Below are 23,627 nucleotides of genomic sequence, written 5' to 3' on the forward strand. Positions count from 1 at the left end.
TCCGGCCAAGCCCGGTCCGGTCCGGTCGGGTGTCCGGTGACGGGCGTCAGGTGCCAGGTGTCAGGTGCCAGGTGTCAGGAAGCCTCCGCCGTGACCGCCTTGGCCGCAACAGTCTCCGACGGAATGGGCTCCGACGGAATGGGCTCCGACGGAACCGGATCCACCATCGCCTTCACCGCCGTCGTCTCCCTCGCTGCCGGGGCCGGCTCGGCGTCCGGCGCCGGCTTCTTCAGCCCGGTCCCGGCCTCGGGCCTGGCCGGGGGATCCTTCTTGTCGGTGGAGACGGGCCCCGGTTCCGGCTCCGTCGCTTCCGGCGCCTCCGCGGGGATCGGCGCCCGTTCCCCGTCCGCCGGCGTCGTGCGCGGTGGGAGCAGGTCCAGCACCGCCTGCCGGTGGGCCTCGCTCGTCGCGTCGTCGTAGGGGTCCGGCGTGGCCGGGACCTGGAGGCGGTGCACCGGGCCGGTGCCCAGACGGGCGTAACCCCGGCCGGGCGGGACCTGGTCGACGGGGGTGGTGTGCGGGGGAGCGCCCAGCACGGTCGTCAGCTCGTCCGCCGTGGCCGGGCCGAGGACGACACGCGCGCGTGTGTGCTGCCGTACGGCGTCGCTGAGGCTGTCCAGGGCGTCCAGCTGATCGGCGACGACCACGGTCACGTGTGCGGCGCGGCCGTGCCGCAGCGGGATCTGGAGCAGGGACTGCGGGTCCCGGCGGCCGTCCGCGGCGGCCAGGTGCGCGAACGCGCTCGGCCGGTCCACGAAGACCCACAGAGGCCGCCTGGTGTCGTCGGGTGCCGGCCGGCCCTCCTGGCGGGCACGGTTGACGGAGATCAGCCGGCGTTCCGTCTCGGCGGCGGCCCACTCGAGGCTGGTCAGCGCCCCGGTGAGGCCGCACTCGACGGCCAGGACGCCGTCCCGGCCGACCAGGCAGGCGTACTCACCGGTGCCGCCGCCGTCGACGATCAGCAGGTCGCCGTGGTGCAGGGCCTGCAGCGCGACCGAGCGCAGCAGGGTGGACGTGCCGGTTCCGGGCTGTCCCAGGACCAGCAGGTGGGGCTCGGTCGAGCGGACTCCGGTGCGCCAGACGACCGGCGGCACGTCGCGCCGCTCCTCGCCGTGGGTGAGCGGGAGGGTGCGCTGGACCCGGGTCGGGTCGGTGAAACCGAGGACGGTCTCGCCGGGCGCCGTCACGAAGCGCTGGGCGGCGATGTCGGTGGGGAGCGCCGCGAGCACGTCGACGGAGAGGTGGTTGGCCTCCTCGTCCCACGTGAAGTGGTACTCCCGGCCCCGGCCGGACTTCGCGGCGAGCAGGTGCTCGATCCGGGCGCGGGCCTCGGCCTCCCCGTCGGTGAAGTACGCCGGGTAGCGGATGACAAGGTGGGTGAAGCGGCCGGTGTCGTCGAACTCGTACGCCGGGAACGCCTTCTCCCACGCCCCGCCGTGGGCGTACAGGGGGTCGGGGTCCTCGGCGACGGAGAAGTACGGGACGAGCGCCTCGTAGAGCGACGTCAGGCGCCTGGTCTGGGAGGCGTCGGGGCCCTCCGGCTCGGGTGGGGTGCGGTCCCTGCCCTGCCATGCTGCCGCCGCCATCAGAGTGATGACGGCGAGCAGCGGGCCGTACGGCACGAGTGCCACGACCAGGACCACCGAGGCCGCCAGGAACAGCAGCGCGCCGCGCCGGTCCTTGGGGGTCTCGCTCCATCTGCGCCGCGCGGCCGCGGCCAGGCGGCGCAGACCGCGGGCGATCGTGATCAGCGGCTGGAGGACGTCGGTGGCGCTGTCGGCCGCCGTCCGGGCCAGCTCCCGGCTCCGGGCGAGCTGTGCGCCGCCGTTGCTCAGAATGCGGGGGAGGGGCCGCCGGGCCACTGCTGCCTCCTGGAATCGCGTACGTGCGTACGTGCGGGTGTTCGGACGGGGGAGAGGGCCTCAGAACTTGATTCCGCCGAGGAGGCCCGCCAGGCTCTCGCCGCCTGCCTTGATGCTCGGGGCGATGGCCGTACTCGCCAGATAGAACCCGAACAGGACGGCGACCAGCGCGTGCGAGGCCTTGAGGCCGTCCTTGCGGAAGAAGATGAAGACGACGATGCCGAGCAGGACCACGCCTGAGATCGAGAGGATCATGTGAGTTCTCCTGGTTCGCGGGGACAGTCACCATGAGTACTTCCAGGCTCACAGCATGTATCCATACGATAAAAGGTGCAAATGGGGGAAATTCGGCGGAATTACCCCAGGTGGCGGAGTGCTCCCTTGGGCCGGTTGAGCAGGGCTGTTGCGCCCGGCGCGGTCCTTGCTGATCTTTACCTCGGGCACTTCGGCTCATGTGCCGCACGAGCCAGTACCCTGGCGATTCACTCGTACGGCCGCGCCGCTCGCGGCCGTACGCGCACACAGTCCCCGACGTTCGTCACGTTCGAGACGTCCGCAACGTACGCAGTGAGAGGTGGTCCGGCCGATGAGTGAAGCCCCCGACCCGGAGGTCGTGGAGCTGGCGACCAAGATCTTCGATCTGGCCCGGCAGGGGCGGACCGAGGAACTGGTGGCGTATGTGGACGCCGGCGTTCCCGCCAATCTCACCAACGACCGCGGCGACTCCCTCGTCATGCTCGCCGCCTACCACGGGCACGCCGACACGGTGCGCGCGCTGCTGGCCCGAGGCGCCGAGGCCGACCGCGTCAACGACCGGGGTCAGACCCCACTCGCCGGAGCCGCCTTCAAGGGTGAGACGGAAGTGACCAGGGTGCTTCTGGAGGCGGGTGCGGACCCCTCCGCGGGCACGCCGTCGGCCGTCGACACGGCGCGGATGTTCGCCCGGACGGAGCTGCTGGAGCTGTTCGGCGCCCAGTGACCGGGCGCCGGCCCGGAACCGCTCCGGGGCCGCTCCGCACTTTCTGACCAGGGAAAACACGAAAAACGGGGGAGGCGGTACCGGGCCGCCGAAATTTCGGTCGCGGCAGATGTGACCGCCGGGTCATCATGACGACGTGGTTCACGGACGCGATGGCTGGGCAGGTGTTGCCGCACCGCGCGGGCCGTGACACGGCCCGCACGGGCCATCGACGAGAGGCAGAGGAACATGGTCTTCAGCAAGCAAGAGACGGCGGGCGCTCCGACGTGTTGGCGCACGGCCAGGTAACGCGTGTTCCCCGGTTGCGTCGACGCTTGATGTGAGGCTGTTTCCCATGTTCGATCCGGTCATAGCGCCCAGCGGTACGCTGCTCGGCCTGCTTCAGCGGGGTCGCGGCGACGGCACGCTGCACGCGCTCACCGCTCCGCGCGCCGAAGCGCTCGCGGCACTGAACCACTGTGTGCTGCACGACCCCCGCCACGACTGGCAGGTCGAGAACCGCTCCCTCTACTACGCCCGCCTCTACCTCGACCTGAACGGCGAGCTGGACGCGATCGAGGCCCATCTCTTCGACCCCGAGGACATCCTCGACGGCGACGAGTCACGCACCGGGCTCGCCCTCGCGGTCCTCGGCCACCTCGCCTCCTACGGCAGGCTGGACGCGCTCGAGCTGTTGCGCGGGTACGCCGCCCACGGCGTCAACTGGGCGTGGGCCCTCGACGAGCTGGCCCTGCGCGACGACGACGCCGGACTTCGCGCCCTCGCCGCCCCCGTCCTGGCACGCTTCCCGCGCGACGCCGAGGGCGACGCCGAGCTGGCCGTCGCCGTGCGGGACGCCTTCGAACCCCGGCCCTGGCGACTGTGGGCCGACGACCCCCGCGAATCGATCGCCACGCGCGTGCGTGCCGCCCACGAGGCGGGCTCCTTCGACCGCTGGCAGCGGCAGATGAGTCCCACCGGACCGCGTCCGGGCTGGAGTGTGCGGGCCGTGTTCGAGTGGGCCCAGCAGGGCGTCGAGCGCGGCGCCGCGCTCCATGTGCCGGCCGCCCGGTGTCTCACGGCCGTCGCCGGCCCCGAGGACCGGCCCGAGATCGTCGAGGCCGCGCGGTCCGGCGACGAGGGTGCCCGCTGTACCGCCCTGCGCTATCTCGCCGACGGCAACGATCCGGACGCCCTCGACCTGATCGAGGGCGCCGTGAGCACCGGCTCGACGCCGGTCGTGGAGGCGGCCGTCGCCGCTTTCGAACGGATGCGCAGCCTCGCCGCCGTCGACCTGGCGCGCCGCTGGGTGCACCGGCCCGACGCCCTGGGCGCCGCCGCCGGACGCGTACTCGCCTGCCGGGGTGGAGCGCAGGACCGCGACCTCGTCCTCGCCGCACTGCGGGAGGCGGTACGCGGTGAAGGCCCCGACGCATCGACCCTGTGGACCCTCGTCGACGGCACCGGCCGGCTCGGCATCGCCTGCGCCGCCCCCGTACTGCGGCACATCTACCGTGAGACGGCCTCCTCCCACCTGCGCGGCCGGGCGGCCCGCGCGCTGGCCGCCACCGACCCGTCCTTCGCCGCCGGCTTCGCCATCGAGTGCCTGTGGGACTGCGAGGAGACGACGCGCGAACTCGCCGCCCGCCATGCCGAGACCGGCGACAACCGCGTCGTCGAACGGCTGCGCAGGCTCGCCGCCGACCCGGCCGAGGAGGACGAGGTCCAGACGGCCGTGCGCAGCCGCTTCGGACCGGACGCGCCCGCCGTGTGAGCGGGCGGCGACCCGTCCCCGCGCGAGGGGCGGGGACGGTGGTCGAGCGAGGGGCGGGGACCGTGGTCGAGCAGGTGGGTCACCGTCGGTGAGTGAGCACTGCCGTCGCGCCGCCCGCCGGTGGCGGCCCGTCGGGCGGCAGGCGGCCCACCGGATGAACGACGGGTGACCCGCGGGGCAGGCGGGCATGGCCGCGGGCCGACCTGCTCGGGTGGGCAGGTCAACGCTCATGGGACGTTCCTCGCCAGGAAAGATCGACGTTGACGCGAGCACGTCCAATCCGGCGACAACACCGGTATGCGTGTCGTCATCGTGACCGAATCCTTTCCCCCCGATGTGAACGGCGTCGCCCACTGCGCGCTCCAGACCGCCCGGCACCTCGTCGACCGCGGTCACGACTGCGTCGTCGTGGCTCCGGCCACCGCTCCCGGCGGCGAGGCGGACACCTCCGCCCCGTGCCCCCTCGTCCGGATCCCCTCCCTCCCGCTCCCCGGCTACCACCAGGTCCGCGTCGCCCTGCCCAGCCGGCGCGTGGCCGCCGCGATCGCCGCGCACCGCGCCGACCTCGTCCACCTGGCCGGCCCCTTCGTCCTCGGCGTCCGGGGCATGGCCGCCGCGACCCGGCTCGGCGTCCCCGCCGTGGCCGTCTACCAGACCGACCTCGCCGGATACGCCCGTACGTACATGGGGGCGGGCGAGGCCGCGGCCTGGCGGCGCATCCGTTCCGTGCACGCCGCCGCCGACCTCACTCTCGCCCCGTCCAGTGCGGCCCTGCGCGACCTTCGGGCGCACGGTGTGCCCCGGGCCGTGCTGTGGCCGCGCGGGGTGGACACCGCCCGCTTCCGGCCCGGCCGGCGAGACGAGGCACTGCGCCGTGAACTGGCCCCGGACGGTGAGCTGATCGTCGGCTACGTCGGGCGGCTCGCCCCCGAGAAGCAGGTGGAGCTGCTGTCCGGCGTCTGCGGCCTGGACGGCGTGCGCGTCGTGGTCGTCGGCGACGGGCCCAGCCGGACCGGCCTGGAGCGGGCGCTGCCGGGCGCGGTGTTCCTCGGCCGTCGTACCGGCGACGAACTCGCCCGGGTCTTCGCCTCACTCGACGTGTTCGCGCACACCGGCCCCTTCGAGACCTTCTGCCAGACCGTGCAGGAGGCCATGGCGAGCGGGGTGCCCGTCGTCGCGCCCGCGGCCGGCGGCCCGCTGGACCTCGTCACCCACGGGCACACCGGGGTGCTCGTGCCGCCCCGCGACGCCGCCGCCGTACGGGACGCGGTGTGGTCCCTGTCCGCCGACCCCGCGCTGCGGGCCGCGTACGGGGCGGCCGGGCGGGCGGCCGTCGAGGGGCGGACCTGGGCGGCCGTCGGCGACCGGCTGATCGGGCACTACTCGGACGTGCTGGCCTCGCGGAAGGCGGTGCTCGCGGCATGAGCGCGCTGCGGATCGTCCGGCTCGCCAACTTCGTCGCCCCCGCGTCCGGCGGCCTGCGCACCGCCCTGCGCGAGCTGGGCAGGGGCTACCGGGAGGCCGGGCACGACCCCGTCCTCGTCGTCCCCGGCGAGCGCGCCGACGACCGGGAGACCGAACAGGGCCGGGTCATCACCCTCCCGGGACCGCTGCTGCCGGGCACCGGCGGATACCGGGTCCTGACCGACAGGCGGCGCGTGGCCGCGCTGCTGGAGGAACTGGCCCCCGACCGGTTGGAGGTGTCCGACCGTACGACGCTGCGCTGGACCGGCAAGTGGGCCCGGCGGGCCAGGGTCCCCGCCGTGATGGTCTCCCACGAGACCACCGACGGGGTGCTGCGCGCCTGGGGCCTGCCCGAGCGGACCGCCCGGCGCACCGCCGACGCCCTCAACGCCCGTACGGCGCACACCTACGCACGCGTGGTGTGCACCACGGAGTTCGCCGAGCGGGAGTTCGCCCGCATCGGGGCCCGCAACGTCGTACGGGCGCCCCTGGGCGTCGATCTGACCGGGCGGCACCCGGCGTTGCGCGATCCGGGGCTGCGCGCCCGGCACGCGCGCGTGGACGAGACCCTGCTGGTGATGTGCTCCCGGCTGTCCGTCGAGAAGCGGCCCGGCACGGCACTGGACGCGCTGGCGGCGCTCCGGCGGCGCGGCGACCGGGCGGTACTGGTCGTGGCCGGGGACGGGCCGTTGCGCCCGCGGCTCGAACAGCGGGCGCGGGAGCGTGGGCTGCCGGTGACCTTCCTCGGGCATGTCGCCGACCGTGGGCTGCTCGGCGCGCTCCAGGCGTCCGCCGACGTGTGCCTGGCGCCCGGACCGGCCGAGACCTTCGGACTCGCCGCGCTGGAGGCGATGGCGTGCGGCACGCCCGTGGTGGCGAGCCTGTCGTCGGCGCTGCCGGAGGTGATCGGCTCCGCCGGGGCAGTCGCGGCCGACCACGGGGAGGCCTTCGCGGACGCCGTGGACCTGCTCCTCGAACGCCTGGAGGCGGACCGGCGGGAGGCGGCACGCGCGCGTGCGGAGTGTTTCGGCTGGGACTCGGCGGTCGAGGCGTTCCTGGCCGCGCACGACGCGACGGCTCCCGCGCAACCGGTGTCGCCGGAGGCCGTGTCATGAGACGCGTCCGGTTCGTGGCCCTCGGCGACTCGCTGACCGAGGGGGTGGGCGACCCGCTGGGGAACGGGTGGCGCGGCTGGGCGGCGCTGCTCGCCGCAGGACTCGCCGAGGAGCCCGCGGAGTTCACCAACCTCGCCCGCAGCGGGGCGCAGACCCGTGACGTGGCCGAGCGGCAACTGCCGGCCGGCATCGCCCTGCACCCCGACGTCGTGTCCGTCGTCGTCGGCGTCAACGACACCCTCCGCCGCACCTTCGACCTCGGCGCCGTCGCCGCCCGGCTCGACACGGTGTACGGCGCCTGCACCGGGCGGGGCGCGCTGCTGCTCACGGCGTGCCTGCCGGACCCCGGGGCGATGCTCGGGCTGCCGGGCGTGCTGGCCCGCCCGCTGGCCCGGCGGCAACGGGCGGTCAACGCCGTGGTGCACGCCCTGTCCGACCGGTACGGGGCCGTGCACCTGCACGCGTGCGAGGGCGACTGGATCAGGGACCGTGCGATGTGGAGCGCGGACCGGCTGCACCCCGGCGAGCTGGGCCACCGGCAGCTGGCCCTGCGCTTCCACGCACTGCTCGCCGAGCGTGGCGACGCCACCGGCCCCGCGCCCTCGCCGGACAACGAGTTCCCCGCTCCGTCCCGGTCGGCGAACCTGTGGTGGCTGGCCACCGCCGGCACCGGCTGGGTGGCCAGGCGTTGCACCGACCTGCTGCCCCAACTGGTGACCCTGGCCGCCGACGAACTGCGGCACCACGCGCGCGGGACGAGCGCCCGGCTCGACCTGCGCACGTCCGCCGCGGTCTCCGCCGCCCTGGCGGCCGTGGCGACGCCGGAGCGGCCGGAGGCGGCGTGACGGGTGGCGCCCGCCCGGCCGGAGGCGGCGGAATGTGGGGCGTGTCCGGACACCGAGGGCGTCGCCTGCCCGCGCACGGCGCCGTGGCAGGCGTGGGCGTGGGCGTCGGCCCGGAGCGGGTGATTGGACGGCGGGGCGGGCGCCCGTCCGCGGAGGGAGCGGTGCCGGCGGACGGCACGGGTGCCGCCCCGCGGTTCGCGCTGCCCGTGCCGGTCCGTGGCGTGGTGTGGTGTCCGGGTCGTACGTGCGGGTGTGGGTCGTACGTGCGAGTACGGCCCCCCGCCACGTGCGGGTACGGGCCGACGTACTGGGCGCGTCGCCGGGCCGCGTACGCCCCTACCCGCCCGTACGCCCCACCCGCCCGCACGGACCGCCCTCGCCGCACCGGCGCACCGCGTTCCCGCCCCCGTCAGCCCCTGCGCACGGACACGAAGCGCACCGGTGTCCCCGGTACCGCCTGGGCCGCCGCCGGGAGGTCGGTGGCGCGGGCGACGCCGATCACCGGGTAGCCGCCGGTCGTCGGATGGTCGGCCAGGAACACGACCGGTCTGCCGTCGGGCGGCACCTGCACCGCCCCCAGGACCATGCCCTCACTGGGAAGTTCGCCCGTGCGGGAGCGTTGCAGGGCGGGTCCGTCCATGCGCAGTCCGATGCGGTTGCTCGCGGGCGACACCCGATAGGTGCGCGAAACGAACGTCCGTACCGCCTCCGGCGTGAACCAGTCGGCCCGCGGGCCCGGCGTGACGTGCAGGACCAGCTCCGTCGGGGGAGCCGGCTGCGGGGTGACGTCCACGCGCGCGTGCTGCCCGTGCGGTCGCCCCAAGGGCAGCACCACGCCGTCCGTGAGGGGCGGCGGCCCGAGGCCGGACAGCAGGTCGGTGGAGCGGCTGCCGAGGACCGCCTCGACGAGGACGCCGCCCGTGACGGCCACATAGGTGCGGACGCCGGAGTCGGCCGCCCCGACGTCCAGCAGCGCACCGGCCGGCACGCCGACAGGCGCGCCCCAGGGCACCGGCCGGCCCTCCACCGTCACCGGGCACGGAGCGCCGCCGGCCGCCACCGTCACCGCACACCGCGGGCGCAGGGCACAGCCGGTCAGCGTGGTCTCCAGGACGGCGGCGTCGGGCGGGTTGCCGACCAGCCGGTTCACCAGCGCCGCCGCCGGCGCGTCGAGTGCCCCGGAACGGGGGACCCCGAGGTGCGCATGGCCGGGGCGTCCCCGGTCCTGCACGGTGGTCAGGGCCCCGGCCCGGACGACGGCGAGCGCACGGTCCGTCATGAACCCCCCTGGCGTCCGCGGGACACGAAGCGCACGCGCGTGCCCGGCGACAGCAGCGCCGCCGGCACGCGCGTGTGGTCCCACAGCACGGCGTCCGTGGAACCGATCAACTGCCAGCCGCCCGGCGACGAGCGCGGGTACACGCCCGTGTACGGCCCCGCCAGCGCCACCGAACCCGCCGGGACGGCGGTGCGCGGGGTGCCCCGGCGCGGGGCGTCGTACCGCGCGGGCAGACCGGTCAGATAGCCGAAGCCGGGTGCGAACCCGCAGAAGGCGACCCGGAACTCGGTGCCCGCGTGGATGCGCGCCACCTCCTCCTCCGCCACTCCCCAGTGCGCGGCGACGTCGGCCAGGTCCGGACCGTCGTAGCGGACCGGGATCTCGACGACGGGCCCCGTGCGCGGGGGAGCGGGCGGCACCTCGGCGGCGGTCAGCTCGAACGCGAGGCGGGCCGGATCGGTGAGGCCGTCGAGGAGGACGGTGCGGGCCGCCGGGACGATCTCCCGGGCCGAGAGCGTGCCCTCCGCGCGGCGCCGCAGCAGCTCCGCGTGCAGTGCCTCGGCCTCCTCGCCCGAGGAGACCTCGACGAGCAGGGCGTCGTCACCGACGGGCAGGACGTTCATGCGAAGGCCTCCACGCGCACGCCGGAGACCTCCAGCCGCTCCCGCACCCGGCGCGCCAGCCCCACCGCACCCGGCGTGTCGCCGTGCACGCACAGGGAACGTGCGCGGACGCCGACCCGCGCCCCCGAGCGGGCGGTGACGGTGCCGGACACGGCCAGCCGCACCGAGCGTTCCACGACGGCGTCCGGGTCGGCGACCACGGCGCCCTCCTGCCCGCGCGGCACGAGCGTGCCCTCGTCGGTGTACGCGCGGTCCGCGAACGCCTCCGTGACGACGGGGAGCCCGGCCCGGCCCGCCAGTTCCAGCACACGCGAGCCGGGCAGCCCCAGCACGGGCAGGGCGCCGCCCGCGAGGACCACCCCGTCGACGACCGCCGCGGCCTGCTCCTCGTCCCGTACCACCCGGTTGTACAGGGCGCCGTGTGGCTTGACGTACGCCACGCGCGTGCCCGCCGCCCGGGCGAAGACCTCCAGGGCGCCGATCTGGTAGGCCACCTCGGCCGCCAGCTCGCCGGGCGGCACGTCCATCGCGCGCCGCCCGAAACCGGCCAGATCCCGGTAGGAGACCTGTGCGCCGACACGCACGCCCCGCTCGGCCGCCGACTCGCACACCCGCCGCATGGTCGCCGGGTCTCCGGCGTGGAAGCCGCAGGCCACGTTGGCGCTGGTGACGACCGAGAGCAGGCCCTCGTCGTCGGTGAGCCGCCAGCGGCCGAAGCCCTCGCCGAGGTCGGCGTTGAGGTCGATCGAGGTCATGTCTCCAGTGTCTCCGGTGTCTCCGGTGGGTCTCCGGTTGCCGTTGCCGTTGCCGTTGACGATTCCGTTCCGCTTCCCCTTCCGTTCCGCTTCCCCTTCCGTTCCGGGACGGGCCCCCGGCTCCGCCGTCAGATCACGCGGTACTGCTCGTCACGGGCGTCCGTGAGGAACATCTGCCCCGGCGCGTGGGTGAGGGCGAACGGCGGACGCGAGGCCATGACCGCCGCCTGCGGGGTCACTCCGCAGGCCCAGAACACAGGGATGTCGTCCGGCCCGATGTCCACCGGGTCGCCGAAGTCAGGCCGGCCCAGATCGTCGATGCCCAGCGCCGACGGGTCGCCGCAGTGCACCGGGCTGCCGTGCACCGCGGGGAGCAGGCTGGTCTCGTGGATCGCCGCCGACAGGTGGGCGGGCGGCACCGGGCGCATGGACACCACCATCGGCCCGCGCAGTCGCCCGGCGGGACGGCACTGCCGGGTGGTGACGTACATGGGGACGTTGCGACCCTGCTCGACATGGCGGACCGGGACTCCGGCCGCGGTGAGCGCCCACTCGAAGGTGAAGCTGCAGCCGATCAGGAACGACACCAGGTCGTCCCGCCAGTGGGCGCGTACGTCCGTCGGCTCGTCCACCAGTTCGCCGTCCCGCCACACCCGGTAGCGCGGAAGATCGGTGCGCAGGTCCGCGCCGTCGGCGAGCGAGGTGGTCCATGACCCGGCGTCCGTGACGTCGAGCACGGGGCAGGGCTTCGGGTTGCGGGTGCAGAACAGCAGCATGTCGTACGCCCAGTCGGCGGGCACCGAGATCAGGTTGGCCTGGGTGTGGCCGGCCGCGGCCCCGGCCGTGGGTCCGGTCAGCCCTTCCCGGAAGCGGGAGCGGGCCGTTCTCGGGCTCCACGCGTGCGCGTGCTCGTCGACGAGGACGATCGGCCGGTCGTCGGCCATGTGGTGCGAGCGGTTCACGTCAGTTCCTTTCCGCGTGTCTCCGGCAGCCCCAGCAGAGCCAGCGCCGCGATGCCGTAGCCGATGGCGCCGAAGACCAGCGCGCCGCCCACGCCCCAACTGTCGGCCAGGAAGCCGACCGTGGTCGGGAAGACGGCGCCCACGGCGCGCCCGGTGTTGTACGTGAAGCCCTGCCCCGCGCCCCGTACCGCCGTCGGGTACAGCTCGCTCAGATACGAACCGAAGCCGCTGAAGATCGCCGACATGCAGAAGCCGAGCGGGAAACCGAGCACCAGCAGCAGCGTGTTGGCGCCGCTGGGGATGTTCGCGTACGCCAGGATGCACAGCGCCGACAGCAGCGCGAAGAGCCAGATGTTGCGCTTGCGGCCCAGCAGGTCGGTGAGGACGCCGCCGGTGAGGTAGCCGATGAAGGCGCCCGAGATCAGGAACGTCAGATAACCGCCGGTGCCCACGACCGACAGGTCGCGCTCGTCCTTCAGATAGGTCGGGACCCAGGTGGCGAGGGTGTAGTAGCCGCCCTGGACGCCGGTGGAGAGCAGACTGGCGAAGAGCGTGATCCGCAGCAGGCCCGGCGAGCCGGCCGTGCCCGGCTTGAAGATCGCCGCGAACGAGCCCTTCGCCGGGTCCTTCCGGCGGGCCGCGGCAGCCTCGGGCGCGTCCTGGACGCTGCGCCGCACCCACACCACGAGCACCGCCGGCAGCGCGCCCGTCCAGAACATGATGCGCCACGCGAGGTCGTCACCGGCCAGCGAGAACACCAGCGTGTACACGACCACCGCCAGTCCCCACCCGACGGCCCAGGAGCTCTGGATCGCGCCGAGCGTGCGACCGCGGTGCTTGGCGCTCGCGTACTCGGCGACCAGGATCGCGCCGACCGCCCACTCGCCGCCGAAACCGAGGCCCTGCAGTGCGCGGAAGACCAGCAGCGTCTCGTAGTTGGGCGCGAAGCCGCAGGCCACCGTGAACACGGCGTAGGTGATCACGGTGAGCAGCAGTGCCTCGACCCGGCCGACGCGGTCCGCCAGGACGCCCGCGAGGGCGCCGCCGACCGCCGAGACAACCAGCGTGACCGTCGTGAGCAGACCGGTCTGGCCGCTGTCCAGGCCGAAGTACGCGGCCAGCGCGACCATGGTCAGCGGCAGGGTGAAGTAGTCGTACGAGTCGAGCGCGTAGCCGCCGAACGCGCCGCCGAAGGCGCGGCGCCCCTGTGGGCCGAGGGCGCGCAGCCAGCCGAACGGGCCGTCGTCCGGGGCGTGTTCACCCGTGCCGGACGGACGGGTTCCGACGGACGGTGCCTGTGGTCGAGGGGGTGTGCTCATGGTGCACCTCGCAGTGGGAGGACGGAGGGTGCTTGCCGAGAGTGAGCCGGTCGGTGCGGCGGCGCGGTGCGCGGAGCGGGCGCCGTGCCGACACTTGAAGGCACCGTAGGGGATCGTTCAACGATCCCTCAATACCCCTGTTGTTTCGTTCTGGTATCTGCGATTGAATTCCGGGCATGGCAGAGCAGTTGACGGGACTGGCGGACGACCGTGCCCTCCTCGGGCGGACCAGCACCGCCGAGCGGGTCTCCGACATCCTCAGAAGCCGGATCGCCGAAGGCTACTTCCCGCCCGGGACCCGGCTGTCGGAAGACAGCATCGGCGGCGCGCTCGGGGTCTCACGCAACACGCTGCGCGAGTCGTTCCGGCTGCTCACCCATGAACGCCTGCTCGTCCACGAGCTCAACCGGGGCGTCTTCGTCCGGGTCCTGACCGTCGAGGACGTCGAGGACATCTACCGCACCCGCGCCCTCGTCGAGTGCGCCGTCGTCAGGGGCCTCGGAGAGCCGCCGTACGTCCTGGACGGACTCGCCGGGGCCGTCGAGGACGGGCGCCGGTCGGCCCGTGAAGGTGACTGGAAAGGTGTGGGTACCGCCAACATCCACTTCCACCGGGAACTGGTGGCCCTGGCCGGCAGCGAACGCACGGACGAACTGATGCGCAGCGTCTTCGCCGAACTGCGCCTCGCCTTCCACGTCGTGGACGACCCTCGGCGCCTGCACGAGCCGTACATCGCGCGCAACGCGGAGATCCTCGACGTCCTGGCTTCCGGCGAGCGGGAGGCGGCGGAGCGGCTTCTCGCGGTCTACCTCGAGAACTCGCTGAAGCGGGTCGTGGAGGTCTACCTGCGGAGGGTCGGGGACGAGGGGTAGCCAACCCACCCCGGAGCCTCCCCCGGTCCCTCCCCGGTCCCCCCGGCCCCCCGGGGCTCCCTGGGTCCCCCCGGGTCTTCCTGGGTCTCCCCGGGTCCCCCCAGTCCCGCCCGGCCCCCCGGAGCGCTCCCGGTTGCGCCCCCCCCCGGAGCGCCCGCGAAGCCCGTCGCGTCGGGGCCCAGATGCGTCGTTTGGGTTGTTGTCAGACCGAGGACCTAGTCTGTGCACCGTGACTTCGCCTGCATCGACGGACAGTGTTCCGCCCCAGCTCAGCGCGGGGCCGCGCCCTGCCCCGGGCCCGGCCGCCGACGAGGGACTGGCGCGGCGGCTGCGTGCGCTCGCCTGCACGGCGCCGCTGCACGACCTCGACGTACGCAAGGCGAACCTCGCGGGTGAGTACTCGGTGTACGGCATGGCCGAGGTCGCCCTCGCCGCCATCGACCTCGTCACGCTGAACATGGACTTCGACACGGGCGCCGACCACGACCAGATAGTGGCCCGGCTGATCCCGCGCGTCGCCGCCCAGGCCCCGGCACGGCCCGCCGCCGAGCACGAGCGGGTGGCCCGCTGGGTCCTGGAGAACCTGATCAACGTCGGCAGCGTCGACCGCGGCTTCCGCGCGGTGTACGGCACCTTCGGGCCGGACGGCACCTATGTGCGCCGCGACTACGACTTCAAGCTGCTCGAAGAGGTCCCCGGTCCCGGCGGCACCGTCTACCTGCGCACCACGGACGAGGCGGTCAACGTCCTCGTAGGCGCCCTGGACACCGACGTCACCAGCGCCCAGATCGCCGCCGAGGTCAAGCTGGAGGTGCTGATCAGCCGGGGCCGCCTCGCCGACGCCCAGCTCGCCGCCGAACAGGCCCGGTACCGGACCGTGCAGTACTCGGAGACCCTGCGCCGGGCACTGGACGCCACCCGGCGCAACGTCCGTGCGGTGGACTGGCTGAGCGCCGTCCCCGACATGATCGCCGAGGCCCTGGACCACGTCGCCGACAGGTACCGCCACGAGAACGCGATCCTCACCAACATCCGCAAGGCCCGTGACGAGTCCGAGGACCCCGAGCACAAGCGTCGCGCCGCCGAGCTCGTCGACATCGTCAAGGACTGCATCCGCCGCCACACCCAGCTCCAGTCCCGGCTGCTGGAGGCCGGCCCGCTCTTCCGCGCCGAACAGGACCGGCAGGCCTTCGCCACCCCTCTGACGACCTCGGGCCTGGACCTGTACGGCCATCTCGTCGCCCCCGTCCTGCCGCTGCCCCTGGAGCGGGCGCTCCGGGTCACCGACGCCTTCTTCGCGCGCGGCACCGGCCTGCGCACGCCCGTCTCCGTCCGGGTCGGCGACCTCGTCGACATCCTGCTGACCCCGCCCGTGGAGCGGGAGCACCTGGGCGCCGAGATGCCGGAACCCGACCTGATCGCCACCCCGGACGACAGCCGTTTCAGCGAGGAACAGCTGGCCGCGGCCATGGAACTGCTCGACCTGCCGCACGACGCACCGCGCCGGCTGTCGGGGCTGCTGGCCGACGCCCGCACCCGCGACGCCGAGCTGCCGTACCTCGTCGCCCTGCTGGCCGTCCACGCGGCCAGCCCGCCCGTCGGCACCGCCTACCGGCAGGGCGAGCCGAAACTGCTGTTCGCCGTGGACGACGGCACCGAGCTGGACGACCCCGAGTTCGGCGGTGCCGACCTCATCGTCGGCACGGCACTGCTGGACGCGGCGGGGATGGCCGCGGACCGCACGGAGGCGGCATGACGACGCGTCGGCGGCACCGGCGGCAGCCCTCCGAGCACCGTCAGCACCTTGAGCAGCGCCCGCACCAAATCGAGCAACACCAGCACCAGCACCAGCACAGCGAGGAGTACCGACCGTGACCGAGCACGTCGACCGGAGCGAACCGGAGGCGGGTGCCGCGTCGGCCGCCACGGCCGTCACGCCCGCCGACGCCGCCGACGCGGCGCGGCTCGTCGCCTTCGGCCTCCAGCCCAAACTGCTGCCCGCGCGGGACCAGGAGTACGCCGACCTGCTGCGCCGGTACCGCGAGGACCCGCCGTTCGCACGGCTCGCCGACGCCGTCGCCGCCGGCCTCGGACTGATCGTCCTGGAGGTGTCCCCGCGCGCGGGGATGGCCGTGACCGCCGCCGAGGACTCGGTCTTCGCCGTCCGCATGGGCGACTACGCGCGGCGTGCCGCCACCGACTCCGGCGACCGCTTCCTGCACGGCCTCGCCCACCTCGCCGTGGCCGCCATGGCCTACCCGCGCCCCGAGGACCTCGCCGACGACGGCTACATCGGCCGCGTCACGGTCAACGGCGTGGACGCCTTCGTCCGCCAGGCCTGCCGCCGGCTGGAGGAGCGGGCGGAGGAGCAGGGCGAGAACACCGACCCGGCCACCGACGCCCCGGGCCTGGAGGCCGCCTGGCGGATCTGGGTCAGACGCAGCGCGACGGGCGCCACCAAGGACGCGCGCAGACTCCCCGGGTCCACCACCGGCATCGTCGGGAAGGCCGCCGCGTTCCTCACCGAATCCGGCTTCCTCCAGCGCACCGGCGACGACAGCGGCGGCACGTACCGCACGACGGCCCGCTACCAGCTCCAGGTGCGCGACATGGCGGGCAGCGCCGCCATGGCCGAGCTGCTGGACCTGGGCATCGTCCCGGTGACCGACGGCACCGCGACGCTGCTGCCCGCCGAGGAGACGGACGACCTGGAGCTGGTGGCCGACGCCGGCCTGCCGTTCCACTCCTCCTGACACCGCCCCCACCAGCCCCCCGCACACCACTTTCACGAAGACTTACGAGAGTCCGCCATGTACGAGCTGTCCCGGGTCCGCCTCTACTCCATCGGACCCGCCGGTGCGCGCTACGCCGACACCGTGCTTGACCTGCGTGGGGTGGGCCGGCCCGTGCCCGACCCCGCGCCCACGCAGGCGGAGTTCTTCGAGGAGGAGCCGGTCGGCCCCCCGCGCCGGCCCGCGCCGGCCGGCGTGCTGTTCCTGGAGAACGGCGGCGGCAAGTCCGTCCTGCTCAAGCTGATCTTCTCGGTGATGCTGCCGGGCCACCGCAACACCCTGGGCGGCGCCAGCTCCGGAGTGCTGCGCAAGTTCCTGCTCGCCGACGACTGCGGACACGTCGCGCTGGAGTGGCAGCACGTGCAGACCGGCGAGTGCGTCGTCGTCGGCAAGGTCAGCGAGTGGCGCGGGCGCCAGGTCTCCGGCGACCCGCGGAAGTTCGCCGAGGCCTGGTACTCCTTCCGGCCCGGCCCCGGACTCACCCTGGACAACCTGCCCGTCGCCGAGGCCACCGCCGTCCGCCCGCCCGTCGAGGGCGTCTCCGGCGCCCAGGGCCGACGGCGCACCATGAAGGGCTTCCGGGACGCCATCACCGAGGCCGGGAAGGCCTACCCGCACCTGGAAGTGCACTGGGAGGAGATCCACGACCGCTGGATCGAGCACCTCACCGACCTCGGCCTCGACCCGGAACTCTTCCGCTACCAGCGCGAGATGAACGCCGACGAGGGCGAGGCCGCCGGTCTCTTCGCGGTCAAGAAGGACTCCGACTTCACCGACCTGCTGCTGCGCGCCGTCACCGACACCCGCGACACCGACGGACTCGCCGACCTGGTCGGCGGCTTCGGCAGCAAACTGGGCCGGCGTGCCGAGCTGATCGCCGAACGCGACTTCACCGCCGGGTCCGTCGACCTCCTCGGCCGTATCGTCGAGGCCGCCGACGCCCGCACGCGCGCGCGGGACATCCACGGCGCAGCCGAACGCCGGACCAGGACCCTGGCCCGCCGGCTCACCGCCCGCGGCGCCCAGGAGCGGAGTCGGGCCGGCGACCTCGCCCAGCGGGTCACCGCCGCCGCGTACGCCGTCACGCACGCCGAGTCGGCCCAGGACCGCAGCGCCCTCATCGCCGCCGAACTCGCCTACCGGCACGCCTCGCTGGCCCTGACCGCGGCCGAGAAGTCGGCCGCCGCGCAGAAGCGCGAACTCGCCGACGCGCGCACCCTGCACTCCGCCTGGCAGGCCGCCGAGGCCGTCCTGCGCCACCGCGCCGCCGCCGACCGCGTCGCCCGCGTGTCCGCCGCGATCCAGGAGGCCGAGCGGGACGCCGCACCCGCGCTCGCCGCCCGCTCCAAGGCCGCCGTCGACCTCGTCCGCGCCCTGCACGCGGCGGCCGGGAAGGTCGAACACCACGCCAACGAGGAGGAGGAGCGGTCGGCCTCCCTCCAGGAGGTCAGCGACGCCGCCCACCGGGACGCCACCACCGCGGCCACCGAGGCGCAGCGGGCCCGCAGCGAGGCCGGGCATCTGCGCCAGCGACTCGCCGAGGTCGAGCAGGAGACCGACGAGGCGGTCCGCGCCGGCTGGCTCGACGACAGCGCGCCCGACGCCGATCCCGCCCGCGCCGCCCTCGCCGCCAGCGACGCGGAGAAGACGACGGTCGCGGCCTGGGACACCGCCCGGGAGGCGGCACACCGGGCCACGGAGCACGCGCGTGAGGCGGCCGCCGCCGAGAGCCGCGCCGAACTGACGGCGGCCCGCGCGGCGGACGCGGCCACCGCGGCCGGACGCGCCCATGAGGCCGAGCGCCGCACGGCCGGGGCACTGGCAGCCGAGGAGCGGCTGGCGGAGCTGCTCGGCCTGGCCGCCGAGACCCGCCCCGGTGTCCCGCGGCCCCGCCAGGAGACCGACCGGGACCCGGCCGCCGCGCCCGAGGCCGCCGACGGCGTCCTCACCCCCGAGGAACTCGACCGCTTCGCCGACGAACTGCGCGAGCTCCTCGACGACACCGTCTCCTCCGCCGAACGCCAGCTGTTCGAGCTGCGCACGGCCGCCGCCGACGACTCCCGCATCCTCGGCGCGCTCGGCGACGGCGGACTGCTGCCGCCCGGGCCGGACGTGCTGGCCACCGTGGAGTTCCTGGGCGAGCACGGCATCCCCGCCCTGCCCGGCTGGCGCTACCTCGCGCAGGCCGTCGACCCGGCCGACCACGCGCGCGTGCTGGCCGCCCGTCCCGAGCTGGTCGACGGCGTGGTCATCACCGACCCCGACTCGCACACCCGCGCCCGCGAGGTCCTCGGCGACGCGGCCCTGCTGCCGCGCTCCGCCGTCGCCGTCGGTACGGCCGCCGCCCTGCTCGCACCCACCCCCGCGCCGGGCTCCGACGCCGGCGACGTCTTCCTCGTACCGCCGAACCCCGCCATGCACGACGAGCACGCCGCCGACGAGGAGCGGCACGCCCTGCGCGCGCGGGCGACGGAGCGGGACGAGGAGATCCGCACCCTTGCCGCCCGGCTCGGCAAGGACCGGGAACTGGCGGCCCGGCTCGCCTCCTGGCGCACCGGCTGCCCCGCCGGGCGCCTCGCCGAGCTGGCGCGGACCGCCGAGGAAGCGCACGCCTTCGCCGAGGAGACCGAGGCCGAACTGACCGAGGCGCGCACGGTGCGGGCCGAGGCCGACGAGAGCGCCGCCGAGGCCGTACGGCTGCGGGACGAACGGCAGGAGGCCGCGCAGAAGGCCCGCCGGGCCGCCGACGCCCTCGCCGGACTCGCCTTCCGGCTGCGCGAGCGCGCCGGCTGGCAGGTCAGGCTCCGTGAACTGGCCGACGAGGGCGCCGAGGCCGAGGCCCGCGCCCAGGCCTGCCTGGAGCGGGCCCGCGCCGCCGACGAGGACCGGCGCGCCGCCCAGCGCGCCGCCGACGACGCCCGCCGCACCGCACGCGCACTGCGCGCCGAGCGCTCCGAGATCGCCGGCGCCCCCGACGACGTACCCGAGGACGGCACGGACACGCCGCAGTCGTCCCTGCCCGCCCTCCGCGAGGCCTACCGAGCCGCCTCCCAGCTCTACGAGAAGGTGGGCGTCGGCGCCGACCTGCGCGCCGAACAGGCCCGCGCGGAGAGCGACGAGAGCGCCGCGCGCGCGGACCTGGACCGGCTCAGCAACAAGGTCCGCACCCGGGCAGGGCAGCTGCTGGAGTCGCCCGACGGCTCCGACGGACCGTCCCGGCAGGCCGCCGCCGCCCGCGCCGAGGAGCTGGTGCAGCTCCTGGAGACCCGCGTGTCCAGCGCGAGCGAGCAGCTCGGCCGGCTGCGCGGCGAGGCCGAACGGCACGCACCCGAGGACGGCGACGCCCACACCGAACTCCCCGAGGAACTCCTCCCGCGCGACGCCGGGCACGCCCAGACCCTGCTGCGCACGGCGACCGCCGAACTCGCCTCCCGTACCGAGGCACTCACCCAGGCCCGCGAGGCGCACGCCGAACTCCTCGACGCCCACCGTGCCGCCGAGGACGCGGCCGGCGGCTTCGACGAGATCGCCGCCATGCTCCGCGACCTGATGCGCGAGCACACGGCCGACGAGGAGCAGGAGGAGCCCGAGCCCTACCCGGGCGGCCTGGAGGACGCCCGCCGGGCCGCCGCCGAGGCCCGCCGCTCGCTGCGCGGCTGCGCCGCCGACCTGTCCGCCGCCGAGGCCGCCGTGCGCGAGGCGAGCGACGCCCTCGTCCGCCACGCCAACTCCACCCGCTACGAGCAGGTCCGCACCCCCGCGCGCCAGCAGATCCGCGAGCTGCCCGCCTCCGCGCTGCCCGAGCACGCCGCCAAGTGGGCGGACGCCTTCGCACCCCGCCTGCGCGTCCTGACCGACGAGCTGGCACAGCTGGAGCGCAACCGCGACTCGATCGTGGACCGGCTGCGCGGCCTGGTCGAGTCCTCACTCGCCACGCTCCGCTCCGCCCAGCGGCTCTCCCGGCTCCCGGAGGGCCTCGGCGAGTGGTCCGGGCAGGAGTTCCTGCGCATCCGCTTCGAGGAACCCGATCAGGCCACGCTCACCGAGCGGCTCGGCGAGGTCGTCGACGAGGCCACCCGCGCGGCCGTGAAGAAGAACTCCGACCTGCGCCGCGACGGCATGTCCCTGCTGCTGCGCGGTGTGGCCGCCGCACTCCAGCCCAAGGGCGTGGCCGTCGAGATCCTCAAGCCCGATGCCGTACTGCGCGCCGAGCGGGTCCCCGTCGGCCAGATGGGCGACGTCTTCTCCGGCGGGCAGCTGCTCACCGCGGCCATCGCCCTCTACTGTACGATGGCCGCGCTCCGCAGCAACGACCGGGGCCGCGACCGGCACCGCCACGCCGGCACCCTGTTCCTCGACAACCCCATCGGCCGCGCCAACGCCACCTATCTGCTGGAGCTCCAGCGGGCCGTGTCCGACGCGCTCGGCGTCCAGCTCCTGTACACCACCGGCCTGTTCGACACGACCGCGCTGGCGGAGTTCCCGCTGGTCATCCGGCTGCGCAACGACGCCGACCTCCGGGCGGGCCTGAAGTACATCAGCGTGGAGGAGCACCTGCGGCCGGGACTGCCCCAGCCGACCCCGGCCGGTGAGGGCGGCGGCGAGGCGGTCCACAGCGAGATCACGGCGACCCGGATGTTCAGACGGCCGGCCCAGTCACCCGCCTAGGCAGGTTCGTCCAGCCGCTCCAGCAGCCACTCGTGGAACACCCCGATGTGGTGCTCGGTCGGGACCAGCACCCCGCCCGCACGGTACGCCCGGGACGACATGGCCGGCTGGGTCCGCTCGCAGGCCGCGAAGTCCTGCGTGTTGACCCGGTGGAACAGCTCCACCGACCGCGACAGGTCCGCCCCGGACGCCACGACGTCCGGGGCGTACAGCCAGTCGCACTCGACGACCGTGCGGTCCTCGGCGAGCGGGAACATGCGGTGCAGGATCACATGGTCCGGTACGAGGTTGACGAAGACCGTCGGCTTGACGGTGATGGCGTAGTAGCGACGGTCCTGGCCCGGTGACAACTCGGGCAGCGTGCCGAAGCCCTCGCCGCCGTCGACCGTGAAGCCCTTCACCTCCTCGCCGAACTCGGCGCCGTGGCCCACGTAGTACTGGGCCGCGTACCCGTCGGCGAACTCCGGCAGGACGTCGGTGAGTTCGGGGTGGATGGTCGCGCAGTGGTAGCACTCCATGAAGTTCTCGACGATCAGCTTCCAGTTGGCCCGCACGTCGTACCTGACGCGTCGCCCGAGCGCGAGGTTCTCGGTCCCGTACCGCTCGATCGCGGCCGGGTCGCCGAGCCGTTCGACGGCCGCGCCCCGCACCGTCTCCTCGAAGGAGGGCGGCGCCTCGGCCAGGCACACCCACGCGTAGCCGAGCCACTCGCGCACGGCGACCCCGACCAGGCCGTACGCGGCGCGGTCGACGTCCGGCATCTTCGTCAGGTTGGGCGCCGCGACCAGCCTGCCGTCGAGGTCGTAGGTCCACGCGTGGTACGGACACCGGAGGCCGCGGCGTACCTGGCCGGACTCCTCCAGGCACAGCCGGGCCCCGCGGTGCCGGCAGATGTTGAGGAAGGCGCGGAGTCCGCCCGCGCGGGTGCGGGTGACGACGACGTTCTCGCGGCCGACCTGCACGGTGCGGAAGGAGCCGGGCCGGTCGAGGTCGGCCCCGCGGACGGCGCAGAACCACATCGACTCGAAGACGTGCCGCTGCTCCTGACGGAAGACCTCCGGGTCGGTGTAGTAGTGGCCCGGCAGGGTCGCGATGAGACTGGGGGACGGGGGAGTCGTCGTCACGTGCGTGCTCCTCGGGCGGGCGGGGCGGCGGTGTGGGACCCCCCGCCCGGGCGAAGCCGGGAGCGGAGGCGGGAGGGGTCGAACAGACCGATGGGGTGGGCGGTGGTGCCGGTCAGGGCCAGGTCGGCGAGGATCTCGCCCACCACGGGCACGAACTTGAAGCCGTGCCCCGAGAAGCCGCAGGCCACGACCACCGAGTCGGGGTGCGCGGGATGCCGGGCGATCACGAAGTGCTCGTCCGCGGTGGTGGTGTACATGCAGGTCGCGGCCTTGAGGAGGGTTCCGGGCAGGTCGGGGACGCAACCGGACAGGTGGGCGGCCATCGCCTCGACCTCGTGGTCGTGGACCGTCCGGTCGATGGTCTCCGGGGTGGTGGCCCGCCCCTTGCGGAAGAAGGCGACCTTGGCACCGCGGTCGGGGCCGTCGATGGCGGGGAAGCCGTAGACCTGGACGCCGGCCGCGTCCTCCCAGACGTAGATCGGGTGGGTGTCGGGGTGGAAGGGCCGGATGCCGTTCCGCGGCTGGAACCAGTACATGACCTGCCGTTCGACCGTGAACGGCACCTCCAGGTCGGTGAGCAGCCGCGGTGCCCACGCGCCCGGGCAGACCACCAGCCGGGAGGCGGTGTAGGTGTTCTCGGCGGTGTGCACCCGCACGCCGTCCCGGTACGGCTCCCAGCGGGTCATCGGCTCGTCGAAGTGCAGGTCGGCGCCCTGCCGGGTGGCGAGCTGGAGGTGGGCGGCGACGGTGTTCTCCGGGCGCAGGAGACCGGCCTTGGCCTCGTACAGCGCGACCTCGTCGTCCTGCGGGGCGAGCGTGGGGAACCGGCGGCGGATCTCCCGGGCGTCCAGCATCTCGTGCGGCAGGTCCCACTCGCGTGCCGAACGCAGCGAACCGGAGACGGTCCAGGAGTCGGGGCGGCCGACCATCACCCCGCCGCACAGCAGGGCGATGTCCCGGCCGGTGGCCCGCTCCAACTCCTCGTACAGCTCGTAGGCGCGCAGCAGCAGGGGGACGTACGCCGGGTCCTCGAAGTACGACTGCCGGGTGATCCGGGAACCGCCGTGGCTGGAGCCGCGGTTGTGCACCGGGCCGAACTTCTCCAGGCCCAGCACACGGGCACCCCGCGCGGACAGGTGGTGGGCGGCGGCGCTGCCCATGCCGCCGAGACCGATGACGATCACGTCGTAGGTGGGGGACAAGAGCGAGCCTCCT

The 23,627-nt window shown here is 74.4% G+C and carries 18 protein-coding genes; 9 read left to right on the forward strand and 9 right to left on the reverse strand.

From position 1 onward, the window contains the following. Window positions 1–74: 74 nt before the first annotated feature. Window positions 75–1,862, reverse strand: a complete 1,788-nt coding sequence (locus ACZ7G3_RS30045; protein ID WP_470929262.1) for a P-loop NTPase family protein — start codon at window positions 1,860–1,862, stop codon at window positions 75–77. Between the two features lie 60 nt (window positions 1,863–1,922). Beyond that, on the reverse strand, window positions 1,923–2,117 hold the full coding sequence (locus ACZ7G3_RS30050) for a hypothetical protein (RefSeq protein WP_003977410.1): 195 nt from the start codon (window positions 2,115–2,117) through the stop codon (window positions 1,923–1,925). Window positions 2,118–2,448: 331 nt separating this feature from the next. Here ACZ7G3_RS30050 and ACZ7G3_RS30055 point away from each other — a divergent pair, with 331 nt between their 5' ends. The 5 genes from ACZ7G3_RS30055 (at window position 2,449) to ACZ7G3_RS30075 (ending at window position 8,018) form a co-directional block, all read left to right on the forward strand. After that, on the forward strand, window positions 2,449–2,841 hold the full coding sequence (locus ACZ7G3_RS30055; RefSeq protein WP_470929264.1) for an ankyrin repeat domain-containing protein: 393 nt from the start codon (window positions 2,449–2,451) through the stop codon (window positions 2,839–2,841). Between the two features lie 334 nt (window positions 2,842–3,175). Next, complete coding sequence (locus tag ACZ7G3_RS30060; protein ID WP_426600424.1) at window positions 3,176–4,594, forward strand: HEAT repeat domain-containing protein; 1,419 nt, start codon at window positions 3,176–3,178, stop codon at window positions 4,592–4,594. A gap of 297 nt (window positions 4,595–4,891) precedes the next feature. Then, window positions 4,892–6,019: a glycosyltransferase family 4 protein gene (locus tag ACZ7G3_RS30065; protein WP_470929266.1), complete on the forward strand. Its 1,128-nt coding sequence runs from the start codon at window positions 4,892–4,894 to the stop codon at window positions 6,017–6,019. Then, window positions 6,016–7,173 carry a glycosyltransferase gene (locus ACZ7G3_RS30070; RefSeq protein WP_470929268.1) on the forward strand — a complete coding sequence of 386 codons (1,158 nt, stop codon included), beginning with the start codon at window positions 6,016–6,018 and terminating at the stop codon, window positions 7,171–7,173. Before ACZ7G3_RS30065 ends, ACZ7G3_RS30070 begins: the two co-directional genes overlap by 4 nt. Further along, window positions 7,170–8,018: an SGNH/GDSL hydrolase family protein gene (locus tag ACZ7G3_RS30075; protein ID WP_470929270.1), complete on the forward strand. Its 849-nt coding sequence runs from the start codon at window positions 7,170–7,172 to the stop codon at window positions 8,016–8,018. The genes ACZ7G3_RS30070 and ACZ7G3_RS30075 overlap by 4 nt, the downstream gene beginning before the upstream one ends. A 409-nt stretch (window positions 8,019–8,427) precedes the next feature. Here the strand turns inward: ACZ7G3_RS30075 and ACZ7G3_RS30080 are convergent, their stop codons facing one another. From ACZ7G3_RS30080 to ACZ7G3_RS30100, 5 genes are all read right to left on the reverse strand, one after another. Further along, a complete protein-coding gene (locus tag ACZ7G3_RS30080) occupies window positions 8,428–9,297 on the reverse strand; it encodes a 5-oxoprolinase subunit C family protein (protein ID WP_470929272.1) in 870 nt (289 codons plus the stop codon). Next, window positions 9,294–9,920, reverse strand: coding sequence for a 5-oxoprolinase subunit B family protein (locus ACZ7G3_RS30085; protein WP_470929274.1), 627 nt, complete (start codon window positions 9,918–9,920; stop codon window positions 9,294–9,296). Before ACZ7G3_RS30085 ends, ACZ7G3_RS30080 begins: the two co-directional genes overlap by 4 nt. Next, the gene (locus ACZ7G3_RS30090; RefSeq protein ID WP_470929276.1) at window positions 9,917–10,675 is read right to left on the reverse strand and encodes a LamB/YcsF family protein; all 759 of its coding nucleotides are present in this window, start codon (window positions 10,673–10,675) and stop codon (window positions 9,917–9,919) included. Before ACZ7G3_RS30090 ends, ACZ7G3_RS30085 begins: the two co-directional genes overlap by 4 nt. A gap of 128 nt (window positions 10,676–10,803) precedes the next feature. Beyond that, window positions 10,804–11,619, reverse strand: a complete 816-nt coding sequence (locus ACZ7G3_RS30095; RefSeq protein WP_470929314.1) for a putative hydro-lyase — start codon at window positions 11,617–11,619, stop codon at window positions 10,804–10,806. Between the two features lie 14 nt (window positions 11,620–11,633). Then, window positions 11,634–12,956 carry an MFS transporter gene (locus tag ACZ7G3_RS30100; RefSeq protein WP_426600416.1) on the reverse strand — a complete coding sequence of 441 codons (1,323 nt, stop codon included), beginning with the start codon at window positions 12,954–12,956 and terminating at the stop codon, window positions 11,634–11,636. Between the two features lie 176 nt (window positions 12,957–13,132). Between ACZ7G3_RS30100 and ACZ7G3_RS30105 the strand changes: the two genes are divergently transcribed. From ACZ7G3_RS30105 to ACZ7G3_RS30120, 4 genes are all read left to right on the forward strand, one after another. Then, window positions 13,133–13,828 carry a GntR family transcriptional regulator gene (locus ACZ7G3_RS30105; protein WP_426600415.1) on the forward strand — a complete coding sequence of 232 codons (696 nt, stop codon included), beginning with the start codon at window positions 13,133–13,135 and terminating at the stop codon, window positions 13,826–13,828. Window positions 13,829–14,057: 229 nt separating this feature from the next. Next, entirely contained in the window at window positions 14,058–15,584 is a 1,527-nt protein-coding gene (locus ACZ7G3_RS30110) for a hypothetical protein (RefSeq protein WP_426600414.1), read from the forward strand. Between the two features lie 115 nt (window positions 15,585–15,699). Next, window positions 15,700–16,581: a hypothetical protein gene (locus ACZ7G3_RS30115; RefSeq protein WP_426600413.1), complete on the forward strand. Its 882-nt coding sequence runs from the start codon at window positions 15,700–15,702 to the stop codon at window positions 16,579–16,581. Window positions 16,582–16,638: 57 nt separating this feature from the next. Next, window positions 16,639–21,288 (forward strand): hypothetical protein, encoded by a 4,650-nt coding sequence (locus tag ACZ7G3_RS30120; protein ID WP_470929279.1) that lies wholly within the window; start codon window positions 16,639–16,641, stop codon window positions 21,286–21,288. Here ACZ7G3_RS30120 and ACZ7G3_RS30125 read toward each other — a convergent pair. Both ACZ7G3_RS30125 and solA read right to left on the reverse strand, forming a co-directional pair. Continuing rightward, on the reverse strand, window positions 21,285–22,412 hold the full coding sequence (locus ACZ7G3_RS30125) for an aromatic ring-hydroxylating oxygenase subunit alpha (RefSeq protein WP_470929281.1): 1,128 nt from the start codon (window positions 22,410–22,412) through the stop codon (window positions 21,285–21,287). The genes ACZ7G3_RS30120 and ACZ7G3_RS30125 overlap by 4 nt on opposite strands. Then, on the reverse strand, window positions 22,409–23,614 hold the full coding sequence (gene solA, locus ACZ7G3_RS30130; RefSeq protein WP_470929282.1) for an N-methyl-L-tryptophan oxidase: 1,206 nt from the start codon (window positions 23,612–23,614) through the stop codon (window positions 22,409–22,411). Before solA ends, ACZ7G3_RS30125 begins: the two co-directional genes overlap by 4 nt. Window positions 23,615–23,627 lie beyond the last annotated feature (13 nt).

This window comes from Streptomyces sp. NPDC037271 (assembly GCF_055603605.1).